General features: G+C 59.5%; 11 protein-coding genes. 6 read left to right on the top strand and 5 right to left on the bottom strand.

Going from position 1 to position 12919, the window contains the following annotated elements:
- Nucleotides 1–7: 7 nt before the first annotated feature.
- The 5 genes from FHW77_RS21970 to amyA all read left to right on the top strand — a co-directional run bounded on the left by FHW77_RS21970 (nucleotide 8) and on the right by amyA (nucleotide 6540).
- On the top strand, nucleotides 8–775 hold the full coding sequence (locus tag FHW77_RS21970; protein ID WP_003505845.1) for a LamB/YcsF family protein: 768 nt from the start codon (nucleotides 8–10) through the stop codon (nucleotides 773–775).
- 11 nt (nucleotides 776–786) lie between these two features.
- The gene (locus FHW77_RS21975) at nucleotides 787–1596 is read left to right on the top strand and encodes a putative hydro-lyase (RefSeq protein WP_111813660.1); all 810 of its coding nucleotides are present in this window, start codon (nucleotides 787–789) and stop codon (nucleotides 1594–1596) included.
- Between the two features lie 7 nt (nucleotides 1597–1603).
- Nucleotides 1604–3193 carry a 5-oxoprolinase subunit B/C family protein gene (locus FHW77_RS21980; protein WP_037090383.1) on the top strand — a complete coding sequence of 530 codons (1590 nt, stop codon included), beginning with the start codon at nucleotides 1604–1606 and terminating at the stop codon, nucleotides 3191–3193.
- A gap of 17 nt (nucleotides 3194–3210) precedes the next feature.
- On the top strand, nucleotides 3211–4941 hold the full coding sequence (locus tag FHW77_RS21985) for an acetyl/propionyl/methylcrotonyl-CoA carboxylase subunit alpha (protein WP_111813658.1): 1731 nt from the start codon (nucleotides 3211–3213) through the stop codon (nucleotides 4939–4941).
- A 111-nt stretch (nucleotides 4942–5052) separates the two neighbouring features.
- Entirely contained in the window at nucleotides 5053–6540 is a 1488-nt protein-coding gene (amyA, locus tag FHW77_RS21990; RefSeq protein ID WP_111813656.1) for an alpha-amylase, read from the top strand.
- 30 nt (nucleotides 6541–6570) lie between these two features.
- Here amyA and soxR read toward each other — a convergent pair whose 3' ends face one another.
- Nucleotides 6571–7026, bottom strand: a complete 456-nt coding sequence (gene soxR / locus FHW77_RS21995) for a redox-sensitive transcriptional activator SoxR (protein WP_003584914.1) — start codon at nucleotides 7024–7026, stop codon at nucleotides 6571–6573.
- Nucleotides 7027–7182: 156 nt separating this feature from the next.
- A complete protein-coding gene (locus FHW77_RS22000; protein ID WP_111813654.1) occupies nucleotides 7183–9288 on the bottom strand; it encodes a TonB-dependent receptor plug domain-containing protein in 2106 nt (701 codons plus the stop codon).
- Between the two features lie 148 nt (nucleotides 9289–9436).
- Between FHW77_RS22000 and FHW77_RS22005 the strand changes: the two genes are divergently transcribed.
- Nucleotides 9437–10906 carry a glycosyl transferase family protein gene (locus tag FHW77_RS22005; RefSeq protein ID WP_111813652.1) on the top strand — a complete coding sequence of 490 codons (1470 nt, stop codon included), beginning with the start codon at nucleotides 9437–9439 and terminating at the stop codon, nucleotides 10904–10906.
- A 10-nt stretch (nucleotides 10907–10916) separates the two neighbouring features.
- Here the strand turns inward: FHW77_RS22005 and FHW77_RS22010 are convergent, their stop codons facing one another.
- The 3 genes from FHW77_RS22010 to FHW77_RS22020 all read right to left on the bottom strand — a co-directional run bounded on the left by FHW77_RS22010 (nucleotide 10917) and on the right by FHW77_RS22020 (nucleotide 12717).
- Nucleotides 10917–12116, bottom strand: coding sequence for a low temperature requirement protein A (locus tag FHW77_RS22010; protein WP_111813650.1), 1200 nt, complete (start codon nucleotides 12114–12116; stop codon nucleotides 10917–10919).
- Nucleotides 12117–12154: 38 nt separating this feature from the next.
- The gene (locus tag FHW77_RS22015; RefSeq protein ID WP_111813648.1) at nucleotides 12155–12439 is read right to left on the bottom strand and encodes a hypothetical protein; all 285 of its coding nucleotides are present in this window, start codon (nucleotides 12437–12439) and stop codon (nucleotides 12155–12157) included.
- 65 nt (nucleotides 12440–12504) lie between these two features.
- Nucleotides 12505–12717 (bottom strand): hypothetical protein, encoded by a 213-nt coding sequence (locus tag FHW77_RS22020; RefSeq protein ID WP_035207316.1) that lies wholly within the window; start codon nucleotides 12715–12717, stop codon nucleotides 12505–12507.
- Nucleotides 12718–12919 lie beyond the last annotated feature (202 nt).

Here is a 12919-nt window from a genome sequence, read left to right on the forward strand (position 1 = left end):
GGCAAACATGGCCGCTATCGATCTCAACAGCGATCTTGGTGAAAGTTACGGCGCATGGCGCATGGGTGATGACGAGGCGATGCTCGCCATCGTTTCCAGCGCCAACATCGCCTGCGGATTTCACGCAGGCGACCCAGCCGGCATCTACCGCACCGTCAAGGCCGCTGCCGAAAAGGGCGTGGTCGTTGGCGCCCATGTCTCCTATCCTGACCGCGTCGGCTTCGGCCGCCGCGATCTGGACGCCACCTCGGAAGAACTGATTGCCGATGTCATCTACCAGATAGGCGCGCTGAAAGGTGTTGCCGCCGCTGCGGGCACCACGGTGCGTTACGTGAAGCCGCATGGCGCACTTTACAACCGCATCGCCAATGATGCGAAACAGGGGCAGGCCGTGATCGACGGCATCAAGGCCATAGATTCTTCACTGGTGTTGATGGGCCTTGCGAACGCGCCCATCCTCGATCTCGCCCGCAAGTCCGGTCTTGCCGTCGTTGCCGAAGCTTTTGCCGATCGCGCCTATACGCCTCAGGGCCAGCTCGTTTCCCGCCGGGAAGCCGGTGCCGTATTGCATGACGCGGCAAAAATTGCCGACCGCATGGTGCAGCTTGCCCGCGAAGGCACGCTGGAGGCCATCGATGGCAGTATTATAAAAATCGAGGCGCAATCCATCTGTGTACATGGCGACAGCCCCGGTGCGGTCGCCATCGCCCAGGAAATCCGCCGGCGCTTCGAGGCTGATGGCATCGACATCCGCTCTTTTGCATCCAATCGCTGAAAGGATAGCCGATGACGATACCCACATCCTATCTCAATCACACGGACGCGGACGCCGCCCGCCAGGCCCGCGCCACCTATCGCGGCGGTCTTGTCGCCCCTACCTCCGGCATCGCGCCCGGCTTCACGCAGGCGAACATGATCGTGCTGCCGCGCGACTGGGCTTTCGATTTCCTGCTTTATGCGCAACGCAATCCCAAGCCCTGCCCGGTACTCGACGTGTCCGATCCCGGATCGCCGACCACTCTTCTGGCGCCTGGCGCCGATCTCAGGACTGATCTGCCGCTTTATCGCATCTGGCGTGACGGCAAGCTTGTTGAGGAAACCGCTGATGCCACCGCCGCATGGGCTGAGCGCGACGATCTCGTCGCCTTCCTCATTGGCTGCAGCTTCACCTTCGAAACACCGATGGTGGAGGCGGGTATCGAAATCCGCCATATGACGGACAAGAGCAATGTGCCCATGTATCTCACCAACCGCCCCTGCCGTCCGGCCGGTCGGCTGAAGGGCAATATGGTCGTTTCCATGCGGCCGATCCCGGCGTCGCGCGTCGCTGATGCGGCGACCATTTCGGGACGTTTTCCAGCGGTGCATGGTTCGCCCGTGCATGTGGGTGCGCCCGAGGAGATCGGCATTACCGATCTCGCAAAGCCCGATTTCGGCGACGCGGTGCGGATGGAACCCGGCGAGGTTCCGGTCTTCTGGGCCTGCGGCGTCACCCCACAGGCCGCCGTGATGGCATCCGGTGTTCCCTTTGCCATTACCCATGCGCCGGGACACATGTTCATTACCGATATTCCCGATTCCGCCTATCACGCGTGAGGATATGATGCGTTTTCTTCCCGTCAGCCTCGCCACCATTCTTGTCGAACTCGCCGATCTCGATGAAACGCTGGCGCTTTTCGCCTCGCTGCAGAACGATCCCATCGAAGGTATAGAAGAGACGGTGCCGGCTGCCCGCACGCTGATGATCCGGTTCCGGCCCGAGAAGATCGGCTCCGAAGCGCTGGCTGCGCGGCTTGCGAGCCGCGATCTCTCGGCAAAGATCGCGCCGTCGGACAATCTTGTCGAAATCCCCGTCCGTTATAATGGCGAAGACCTTGCAGATGTTGCCGAACTAACCGGCCTGAGCATCGAAGAGGTTATTCGCCGGCACACCGAAAGCGAATTCACAGTTGCCTTCTGCGGCTTCGCTCCCGGTTTTGGTTATCTGGTCGGAGGCGATCCCGCGCTGCATGTCCCGCGCCGGCAAAGCCCGCGCACCCGTATTCCGGCCGGCTCCGTAGCATTGGCCGGTGCTTTCAGCGGCGTCTACCCGCAAAACAGCCCCGGCGGCTGGCAGATCATCGGCACGACGCCGGTGAAGATGTGGGATATAGACCGCGACCCCGGCGCGCTGTTTCAGCCGGGCTACCGTGTGCGTTTCTTCGACATGGACAAGACCGGTCGAACGGTAGATATCCCAGCTCCGGCACCGGACAGGAAAGTACCAAAAAAGGATGGCCCGCATTTCGAGGTGCTTGCCGCGCCAATGCCAGCCATCTTTCAGGACCTCGGCCGTTTCGGCCAGACCGGGCAGGGTGTCTCCGCCTCCGGCGCGCTGGATCGCGGCGCATTTAATGCCGCAAACCGCATCGTCGGCAATCCGGTCAACACGCCCTGTCTCGAACTGACGCTCGGCGGCTTTTCCTTCAAAAGCGCGAACCGTACCGTTATCGGCATAACCGGCGCCCCCTGCCCCGTCACGATCAAGACGGCAGAGCGCAGTTTCGCTGCCAAAACCCCGGGCCCGGTCTCCCTTGAAGCCGGTGACGTGATCACTTTCGGCCAGCCGCCGAAGGGAATGCGCTGTTATCTTGCCGTGCGCGGCGGCTTCGACGTCGAGCCGGTGCTCGGCAGTTTTGCAACCGATACTCTGGCTGTCGTCGGTCCCGAGCCAGTGGGTGCAGGTGCCATCCTGCCGCTCAAGGGCGAAAAGTCAGGTCTATCCAGCGTATCGATCAACGAGGCTCCGGCTTTCGAGCCGCCGGCAACGGGCGAGATCGTGACACTGGATATCGTTCTCGGGCCCCGAACGGACTGGTTTACGCTGAAGGGTATCGACACGCTGACCGGCCAGCTCTGGCAGGTCACCCCGCAATCGAACCGCGTCGGCATTCGCCTTGCCGGCGACGTGCCGGTGGAACGCAAGGACAGCGCCGAGTTGCCGAGCGAAGGCACGGCAACGGGCGCGATCCAGATTCCCCATAGCGGCCAGCCGGTTCTTTTCCTTGCTGATCACCCCCTGACTGGTGGTTATCCCGTTATAGGCTCAGTGGCCGAATATCATCTCGATCTTGCCGGGCAGATCCCGGTCAACGCCAAAATCAAATTCCGCCCGATCGGCCCCTTTGCCGAAATCGCGGCCAAAAACACATAGTTCCGAGGAGAAAAGCGATGAAAAAAGTGCTGATTGCCAATCGCGGCGAGATCGCGGTGCGCATCATCCGCGCCTGTCGCGATTACGGCCTGAAATCGGTCGCCGTTTATGCCGATCCCGATCAGGACGCGCTTTTCGTCCGGCTGGCGGATGAAGCCTATGCGCTGGAAGGCGTGCGGCCCGCCGAGACGTATCTCGATATCAATAAGCTGATCTCGATTGCCAAACGCGCCGGCGCAGATGCCGTCCATCCGGGTTACGGCTTCCTTTCTGAACGCGCGGAATTCGCAAAGGCCGTCATCGATGCCGGCCTGATCTGGATTGGGCCGGATCCTCATGTCATCGAGGCGCTGGGCGACAAGGTCGAAGCACGGCGCATCGCCACCGGCGTTGGCGCACCACTGGTTGCCGGCAGTGATGGCCCCGTCTCTTCCGCCGCGGAAGTCACCGCCTTCGCCGAACAGCACGGCCTGCCGGTCGCCATCAAGGCTGCCCATGGCGGTGGCGGGCGCGGCCTGAAGGTTGCCTGGAAAATGGAGGAGATCGCCGACCTCTACGAATCCGCCGTGCGCGAAGCAACCGCCGCCTTCGGTCGTGGCGAATGCTTTCTGGAGCGCTTCCTTGACCGGCCGCGCCATATAGAAGCGCAGGTTCTGGCCGATAAACACGGCAATGTGCTTGTCCTCGGCACCCGTGACTGCTCGCTGCAACGCCGGAACCAGAAACTGATCGAAGAGGCCCCCGCCCCCTTCCTGTCCGATGAGCAGCGCCAAAAAATCCATGACGCCGCCAAGGCGATCTGCGCCGCAGCCGGTTATTCCGGCGCCGGCACCGTCGAATTCCTGCTCGGCGTTGACGGCACCATTTCTTTCCTTGAGGTCAATACGCGCCTGCAGGTGGAACATCCTGTCACCGAGGAAACCACCGGCATCGATCTCGTCATCGAGCAGTTCCGTATTGCCGAAGGCCAGAAGCTGCGGGTCCTCGAAACGCCCGAACCGCGCGGGCACTCCATGGAGTTCCGCATCAATGCCGAAGACCCTGGCCGCGGCTTCCTGCCGACGCCCGGCTCGATCTCGGTTTTCGACGCGCCGTCCGGTCCCGGCATTCGCATGGATAGCGGTGTCGTCAGCGGCTCCGTCGTGCCTGGTGTCTTCGACTCGCTGATGGCGAAGCTCATCGTGACAGGTGTCGACCGAGATCAGGTCCTGCGCCGTGCCCGCCGCGCGCTGAAGGAATTCCGCATCGAGGGTATCGCGACCGTTCTTCCGTTCCATCGCGCCGCGATCGAGACGGACGACTTCATTGGCACGGATGGGTTCAAGGTTCACACCCGCTGGATCGAAACCGATTTTGCGGCCGTGCCCGACGCCATGGAGCGCCCGGCACCGGCCGACGATCCTTCCATGACACGAACCTATCTCGAGATTGACGGAAAGCGTGTTTCGGTCGGCCTGCCCAGCATTCTCCTTTCCAGCCTCGGCAGCGTCAACGGCGGCCAGGCGTCCGTTTCCGGCACTGCGGTCGACAGGAACGAGGGTGAAATCACTGCTCCCGTTTCCGGCACCTTGCAGTCCTTCAAGGTAAAAGATGGCGACACGGTCTCGGAAGGTGATCTCCTGGCAATCATGGAAGCAATGAAGATGGAGACACAGATTGTCGCCACCAGGGCCGGCAGGGTCCGCCTGATCGGCAAGGAAGGCGACTATCTTCAGGCCGGCGATAGGGTGCTCGAAATAGCCGGCTAATATTGAAGCGCCGCAACGACCTCATAATCGCAGATCGCGCATCCCCGGTGGCGGAACCCTTTCGTCACCGGGCCGTTTATGGCGCGACCTGCTAACCATCGTGAGGGACATATGGCCGGACGCACCTTGCTTCAATTCTTCCATTGGTATTATCCGGACGGAGGGAAATTATGGAGCGAGGTGGCCGAGAAGGCCGAAAGCCTTGCCAAAATGGGCATTACCGACGTCTGGCTGCCGCCCGCCTACAAGGGCGCCGCCGGCGGTTATTCGGTTGGATATGACACCTACGATCTCTTCGACCTCGGCGAATTTGACCAGAAGGGCACCGTCGCCACCAAATACGGTGATCGTGGCGCCCTCGAGCATGCGGGCAAGACGCTGAAAGAGAATGGCGTCCGTGTCATTCACGACGTCGTTCTCAATCACAAGATGGGTGCCGACGAGAAGGAAAAGGTACAGGTTCGCCGCGTCAACCCCGACGATCGCACGGATATCGACGACGAGGATTTTTCCGCACTCGCTTACACACGTTTCACCTTTCCCGGCCGAGGCGGCGCGCATTCCAAATTCATCTGGGACCAGAAATGTTTCAGCGGCGTCGATCACATCGAAGAGCCGACCGAAGACGGCATTTTCCGGCTCGTCAACGAATATGGCGACGGTGAGTGGAACGAGGAAGTCGATCAGGAAAACGGCAATTTCGACTATCTGATGGGCGCGGATATCGAGTTTCGTAATCGGGCCGTCTATGAAGAGCTCAAATATTGGGGCCGCTGGCTTTCCGAGCAGGTCCAGGTGGACGGCTTCCGTCTGGATGCTGCGAAACATATTCCGGCATGGTTCTTCCGCGATTGGGTCGGCCATATGCGCGAGACTATTGACCCCGATCTTTTCGTCGTAGCGGAATATTGGCACCCCGATCTTGAGGCCTTGAAGAGCTATCTCGAACTCGTCGACAAGCAACTGATGCTTTTCGATGTCGCCCTTCACCACAGCTTCCACGACGCGTCGAAACAGGGGGGTGATTTTGACATGCGCAGCATTTTCGATGGTGCGCTTGTTGCCGCCGTTCCCGATCACGCCGTCACGCTCGTCGATAACCACGACACCCAGCCATTGCAATCGCTGGAGGCTCCGGTGGAGCCCTGGTTCAAGCCCCTCGCCTATGCGATCATATTGCTGCGTGAAAACGGCGTGCCTTGCGTTTTTTATCCCGATCTGTTCGGCACGAGCTATACCGACACGGGTAATGACGGCAATGAGTACAAAATCGATATGCCGGCCATCGAATGCCTGCCGAAGCTCATAGAGGCGCGCAGCCGTTTCTCCAATGGCGTACAGACGGACATTTTCGATGACCCGAACTGCATCGCCTTCATTCGCCATGGCACCGCCGATGCGCCCGGCTGTGTCGTGGTGATGTCGAATGGCGAACCGGCGGAAAAGCATGTCGATCTCGGTCCGGATCATGCAGGGGCGGTCTGGCGCGACTTCCTCGGGCACCGTCAAGAGAAGATCACCCTCGATGAGAGCGGCAAGGGCGTCTTCCCCACCAATGGCGGCAGTGTCAGCGTTTGGGTGCCAGCCGAATCCGGGTGAGCAACAAGGCTAACGGTCCGAAAATTATGCTCACTCTGCCGAAACGAGGCGGCGGGGACCTGCGCCGTTATCGGCGAGAACATCGTTCGGATTGCGCAACGGACAATCATCCAGCGAAAGGCACCCGCAACCAATACAGCCGGTAAGCTGGTCGCGCAGCATGATCAGGTTGTTGATGCGGAGCTGGAGCATTTCCCGCCAGGATTGGGAGAACCTGCGCCAGTCGGCTGTTGTCGCCACCCGATCCTGCGGCAGGTCGGCCATCGCGTCCCTGATGATGCTCAGCTGTATACCCGCCCGCTGTGCAATGCGGATGATGGCGATGCGCCTCAGAACCGCGCGATGATAACGGCGTTGATTGCCGGCGGTGCGCCAGCCCTCGATCAATCCCTTCGCCTCGTAAAAATGGATGGTGGAGACGGCGATGCCGCTGCGGCGGGCAACCTCTCCCACCGTCAGGCTGTGTTTGAGTATGGTATTTTCCATTCTGGCTCCTGCTTCCGGACCGATTTCCGCTCGGAAACGCGGAAACACAACGAAGAGCAGCCGGTATAATTCCTCAACCATAGTTGAGGTCAATAGACCAACGGTCAAAAAAAGAGGCGCCCGATGGCGCCTCCGAATTTCGCGGCTATGACTGGATCAGAACTTCGCTGTCATGCTGATCCAGAAACGACGGCCTTCCATGACGGTGTTGAAATCGTCGGTGCCGACATCCTTGTCGAAGACGTTGTAGACGGCGGCATTGAGATCGACATTTTCGGCGACCGCATATTTCGCGCCGATATCAAGCGTGGTGTAGGCGTCATATTTTCGACCGGCCTTGCCGTTGATCGTCACCGGCGTGCCGTTCGTGCCGATGCGCGGGCCGGCATTGATTTCCGATCCGTGGTAATTCAGCGAGGCCCAGGCTTCAAGACCATCGATCGGTGTCACCCAGTCGCCGCGCAGATTGGCCATATGCTCCGGTGTCCGCGCCAATGGAAAACCTTGGTAATCACCGGTCTTCTGTTCGGAATGCGTATAGGTATAGTTGCCGCGCAGCGTCAGTTCCGGCGTCGCGTACCAGGTCGCCGTCAATTCCACACCCTGAATGACTGCATCGTCGATATTGTAATTATACCAGAGGCGGTAGTTGCGGTCTTCGCTCCAGCGGACTGGCGTTCCGTCGGGATTGAGCACCAGCGCGTTGGAAATCTTGTCCTTGAAATCGGTGTAGAAATAGGTGGCCCCCAGAGCGACGTCACCATTCTCCCAAAGTGCCGCCACTTCGTAACTCGTGCTTTTTTCCGCTTCGAGGTTGGGATCGCCGATGATCACACCGCAGGTGCCGCTCGGACCATAGGTGCAACCGCCCCCACCTGTCGTATAGGCATAACCCGGCGCGATCTGACGGATTTCCGGTGCGCGGAAACCGGTGGAAACGCCGCCCTTGATGGTCAGCTCTTCCGTGGCGCTCCAGACGCCATAAAGACGCGGGCTGAAATGATTGCCGTATTTTTCATGGTTATCGAGGCGAAGCCCGCCCGTCAGCGCGAAATTGTCGACGATGCGCCACTCATCCTCAAGGAAGAGAGCCCATTGCGTGGCCGAAAACGTCTCGTCGCGGCCGGTACGGCGGCCCGGGTTCTGGTCCGTCAGCCGTGCCTCGAAATATTGGCCGCCCGTGACCAGTGTGTGGTTGCCGAAAAGCTCGAAAGGCGTGGTGAACTTGCCATCGAGCACGGTATTACGCACCTCCGGCGAGCGTGCATTTTCAGTCACGCGGCCGGTTCGGATGTTTCTGGTGAAATTGGTGCGTTCCGCCCATTCCTGCTGCAACGAGAATTCGGATGTGGTCGGTCCCCAGCGGCCGGTGTGCGAGAGTGACCAGTGGTCACGCGTGTTAATGTTGTAGGTGCCGTCGCTATTGGCCGCGAGCGATTCGCCAGGCTCGGCGCTACGGCGCAGCCTTGTCTTGCCACCTTCGAGATAGATGTCGTGATCTTCGTTCGGCGTAAACGTCAGGCGGCCGTTGAAATCATATTCCTTGGCGCCGGTGGTCCCGCTCAAAATGCGGTCTTCGCCGCGCGTGAAGCCCCTGCCCCAGAGCTGCAGACCAAGCTGATCCTTGAGGATCGGACCGTTCGCATACCAGGAGACCTGGCCGCTATTGCCGAATTTCGAATGTTGTTGAACTGTGCCCTCGGTGGTGACGGAGCCCGACCAGACGTCGCCGACCTTGCGGGTGATGATGTTGATCACGCCGCCCATGGCATCCGAGCCATAAAGCGAGGACATGGGACCGCGCACCACTTCGATACGTTCGATCGCCGAAACCGGCGGCACGAAGCTCTGTTCGAAGCCGGAGTTGCCATTCGTGCGGGCATCGCGCGTGCTCTGCCGCTTGCCGTCAACGAGGATCAACGTATAGGCGCCCGGCAAGCCGCGGATGAAAACATCCTTTTCGTTGGCGATCCCGGTGACGGACACGCCCTGCACTTCGCGCAAGGCGTCAGTCAGGTCGCGATACGCCCCCTTTTCCAGATCCTCCCGTGTGACGACGGTGATGCTGGCCGGAGCGTCTTTTACATTCTGCTCGAAACCGGACGCGGTGACGACGATCTGCTCAAGAACAGTGGTATTTTCGGATACCTGCTGCGCAAAAGCGGGCAGAGCAATATTTAACGCGGTTCCCGCCATTGCTGCCGAAAAAGTAGTCTTTATTGTCATCGAAGCCTTTTTGCAGCCCCGGTACTTCAATTCCATGTTATGCCCCCGCATTTAACTTGAGAATTTCACCCCACTTATTTACGAGGGGCGTGTAGGCGCAACAGGTTTGTTTTCGAACAGTTCTAAATTCTAGAAATTGCAAAAAGGGCTCCCTCTTAAGACGAGTGGAGTAAAAATTCGCCAGATGACAACCAGCAAGAGAAAAGACGGACCGGCTTCCACGGCAAAACCCGACAGGCTTGGGCAGCTGAAACTGCTTGTCGCTTTTGATGCGTTGTTGCGGGAAGGTAGTGTCAGCCGCGCCGCGGCGGGCATGGGACTTCCAACATCATCGATGAGCCGGATCTTGCAGCAGCTACGGGAAAAATACGGGGACCAGCTCTTTCTCCGCACCGGCCAAGGCCTGCGCCCCACCCCCTTTGCCGAAACCATGCGCCTGCGCATCCGCTCCCTGGCGGCAGAGGCCGAAAATCTGATCGATTACTCGCAGGAAGAACCCGAGGCGCCGGCCACCATCAATAAGAGCGGCTGGGAGCAGCCGGCATTGATGAAAGCACCGCCACTTTCCCTTCGCCCCAGCATTCTTCTTGAAGGTCAGCCGACGCCGGAAAACATTGCCGAGCGTCTCGCCCGCATCGGCCACAATTCCGCCCCACAGGAACGGCTCGCCAAGTATATTGCAACGTCTGCGATGGGAATAGGCAACAGCCGTCCGCTCAGCCAATCGGAGGCGACGGATGCACTGTCGATCATTCTGGAAGGGGATGCCGATCCGATACAGATCGGGGCACTGCTCGCCACCATGCATTATCGCGGCGTGACGGCGGCCGAACTGGCCGGCTTCATCCAGGCGACGTGGCGACATGTCGGGCGAGACCGCTACCGGCCTGTCACCGTCGATCTCGACTGGCCGGCTTATATGTCCCCCAAACACCGCGACGCGCCATGGTTCGTGCATTCCGCCCGCCTCGTTTCCATGGCGGGGTACAGGGTGCTGCTGCACGGCCATGTTGGTCAGGGCGAAAATGGCGGCAAGCTTGAACGCGCCGCACAAGCCTGCGGTATTCCCCTTTGCCGTTCGCTTTCGCAGGCGGCCGAGGCCACGTCATCCGAACGGATCGCCTATCTCCCCCTGGGCGGCCTGTCTGTGCAATTCCAAAGCCTGCTCAGTCTCCATGGCATTCTGGAAATGCGCCTGCCGGTGCATACTGTCGTCCACCTTCTCAATCCACTGCGCGCAAGGAGCACCATTATAGGGCTTGCCCGTCCGGCCTATCAGGAGCTGCATCGCGATACCGCCCGCCTGCTCGCCGTGGAGAATCTCGCCATACTCGGTAACACGCGGGATTTCGCACAGTTCACGCCATTCCGCAGCACACGGATTTTCGGTCTTTCAAGCGGAAGGGACGTGGAGGTCCTGGTCCCCGCCCGCGAAGCACCGCCTGCCGAAATGCCAACCATGTTCACCACCTTCGAATATTGGCGTGCAGTCTGGACGGGAGCCGCGAAAGACGAAAGGGCGGAAACCATCATCATATCCACCGCCGCCGCCGCGTTGATGCTCGTCAATGACATGGGGCTTTCCTTTGACGAAGCTTACGCGAAAAGCCTCAAGCTCTGGAACGAGAGGACGCGCAATCTGGTCAGCGTCTGAGCATTCGAGATCACGCCGTGGCGACTGACTTTTTCAGAGCCAGATATTCCCACAGGGCAACAAGCAGCAGAATACCCGTGCTGGCCAGCTGCAGGATGAATAGCGGAATGCCCGGCACCGGCAACAATAGGCAGAGCGCTGCCACGCCCGCAAAATGCGAGACGGGGCGCTGATAGGTCGCTGCGATCTTGACACCGATATTGCCTGCCAGAAAGAGGACGGGACCACCGACGATTGCGATGGCCTCCCTTATCGTTGCGGCCTCGTGGGCGTGGGACAGGCTGAAATCCTCTCCCACCGCCGTCAGAATGATACCGGCGACGATTGGCAAATGTCCGTAGTTGAAGAGATTATGGGCGATCTTCGCCTTCTCGTCGGCGTTCTCGGCTTTTCTGGAGGCTTCCGCCTGTCCGTGATGGAAATAAATCCACCACATCGCGACGGTGCTTATGAAGGCGGAGCAGAAAACGACAAATGTCAGCCCGGAGTTCATATATTCGGTTGCCGTCCGGCCAGTGGTCAGAATTGTTTCCCCCAGACAGATGATGACAAACAGGGCGCAACGTTCCGCCAGATGCTCTCCGGAAAGATGCAGACTGTCGTCATCGCGAGAACGCAAGCCGGGGACAACATAGCGGCAGGCCGGACCGGCATACTCGATTGCGAGCGCCATGCCCCACAGGAGAATGCGTTCCCCCAGATCGCAAAACCCGCCTGCCAGCCAGAACAGACTCGAGATGGCCAGCCAGATCGTCACCCTCACGAACACCAGAAACGACTGCCGGTCTTCATCCCTGAACGCATAGAGAGCAAACAGGCTTCGACCGATCTGCATGACGCTGTAAATCAGCGCGAAGACCAGGCCCTGTTCGGCAAAGGCTTCCGGCAAGGCGATGGCCAGCAGTACACCGCCAAACATCAGCACGAAGAGCAAAATCCTGACCGGTTCTTTTTCGGTATTCAGCAGATTGGTGATCCAGGTGGTGTGTATCCACAGCCACCACAGGGACAATATCAGGATGCCGGCTTCCAGCACCGCCGTTGGCCCAAAGTCCTTCGCCAGAGAATGGGATAACTGAATAAGAGCGAAAACGAAAACCAGATCAAAGAACAGCTCAGGAAATGTCGCCTTTCCCGTCTCCTGGCCGTCATGCCGGATCCAGCTTTCTGCACTCGGCGCCCGTCGGGAAATCTTGGTTCCTGTTCTCATTCTGCTTCCGTTTGCGGAGCATAGATCATCGCAATCCCTCACTGTCGCAAGACGTGGGTTTCAGCCCCGGTATTGTTATGATCTGACCGGCGGCCGGGGAATTCCAGCCCACGCGCGCTGTCGGGAAGGAACTGCGGTCCCACCAGCCGCACCGTTTTTCCGGAGACATCAATAATGTAACTTTGGGCGGAAGGCGCCGATGAAACCGCTGCGTTACCGTCTTTTTTATCTTCCAGCCGGCTGATTTCCAGGGACTGGGAAAATACCGGCACGACCATTACGCAGACGAGGCCGGCGGCGAGAAAGAGGGGCTTGGGTAACATCGAAATTCCCTGACGCTTTTATCTGCGCCAATAACAGCCATCACCTGCATTTGTTCCGCGTAGCTTCAGGTATCGCCGTCAAGGTAAGTGCGGTATTGCACGTAATCACCGCTCGATTGCCCATCGACGACTTCAGGCGGCCGCCCCTCGCCCCCTGGGAGATAGCCGGTGTCTTCGAGGACCGATTTCACGAGCTCTGCAATCGCAATATGTCGGGGCAGAGCTTTATCCGCCATGTAAAGGGCGACGGCCAGTTCTATATCATCCGGAAATGTCATGAGCGTGGCGTTCCGTTAAACCATTGACTGGAACGCGCAGTGCCAGGGAAAGTTCAATTCGTCGGCGCCAAGGTAGCGCGGATTGGCGACATATCGCGGAACTTTTTTCGAGGGAGGAACTTCTGCCCGAACATCCACAGCCTGATGTTCACCGTACGATTTTCATCCCGGCCCCGTCGCCATCTAACTGATGCCGGAAGGC

The organism is Agrobacterium sp. RC10-4-1, from assembly GCF_014138475.1.
In the GTDB taxonomy this organism is placed as follows: Bacteria; Pseudomonadota; Alphaproteobacteria; order Rhizobiales; family Rhizobiaceae; genus Agrobacterium; species Agrobacterium pusense.

Excerpts from the sequence above, each read along its gene's own strand:
- FHW77_RS21970 (WP_003505845.1), top strand. The coding sequence starts at position 8 with ATGGCCGCTATCGATCTCAACAGCGATCTTGGTGAAAGTTACGGCGCA.
- FHW77_RS21975 (WP_111813660.1), top strand. The coding sequence starts at position 787 with ATGACGATACCCACATCCTATCTCAATCACACGGACGCGGACGCCGCC.
- FHW77_RS21980 (WP_037090383.1), top strand. The coding sequence starts at position 1,604 with ATGCGTTTTCTTCCCGTCAGCCTCGCCACCATTCTTGTCGAACTCGCC.
- FHW77_RS21985 (WP_111813658.1), top strand. The coding sequence starts at position 3,211 with ATGAAAAAAGTGCTGATTGCCAATCGCGGCGAGATCGCGGTGCGCATC.
- amyA (WP_111813656.1), top strand. The coding sequence starts at position 5,053 with ATGGCCGGACGCACCTTGCTTCAATTCTTCCATTGGTATTATCCGGAC.
- soxR (WP_003584914.1), bottom strand. The coding sequence starts at position 7,026 with ATGGAAAATACCATACTCAAACACAGCCTGACGGTGGGAGAGGTTGCC.
- FHW77_RS22000 (WP_111813654.1), bottom strand. The coding sequence starts at position 9,288 with ATGGAATTGAAGTACCGGGGCTGCAAAAAGGCTTCGATGACAATAAAG.
- FHW77_RS22005 (WP_111813652.1), top strand. The coding sequence starts at position 9,437 with ATGACAACCAGCAAGAGAAAAGACGGACCGGCTTCCACGGCAAAACCC.
- FHW77_RS22010 (WP_111813650.1), bottom strand. The coding sequence starts at position 12,116 with ATGAGAACAGGAACCAAGATTTCCCGACGGGCGCCGAGTGCAGAAAGC.
- FHW77_RS22015 (WP_111813648.1), bottom strand. The coding sequence starts at position 12,439 with ATGTTACCCAAGCCCCTCTTTCTCGCCGCCGGCCTCGTCTGCGTAATG.
- FHW77_RS22020 (WP_035207316.1), bottom strand. The coding sequence starts at position 12,717 with ATGACATTTCCGGATGATATAGAACTGGCCGTCGCCCTTTACATGGCG.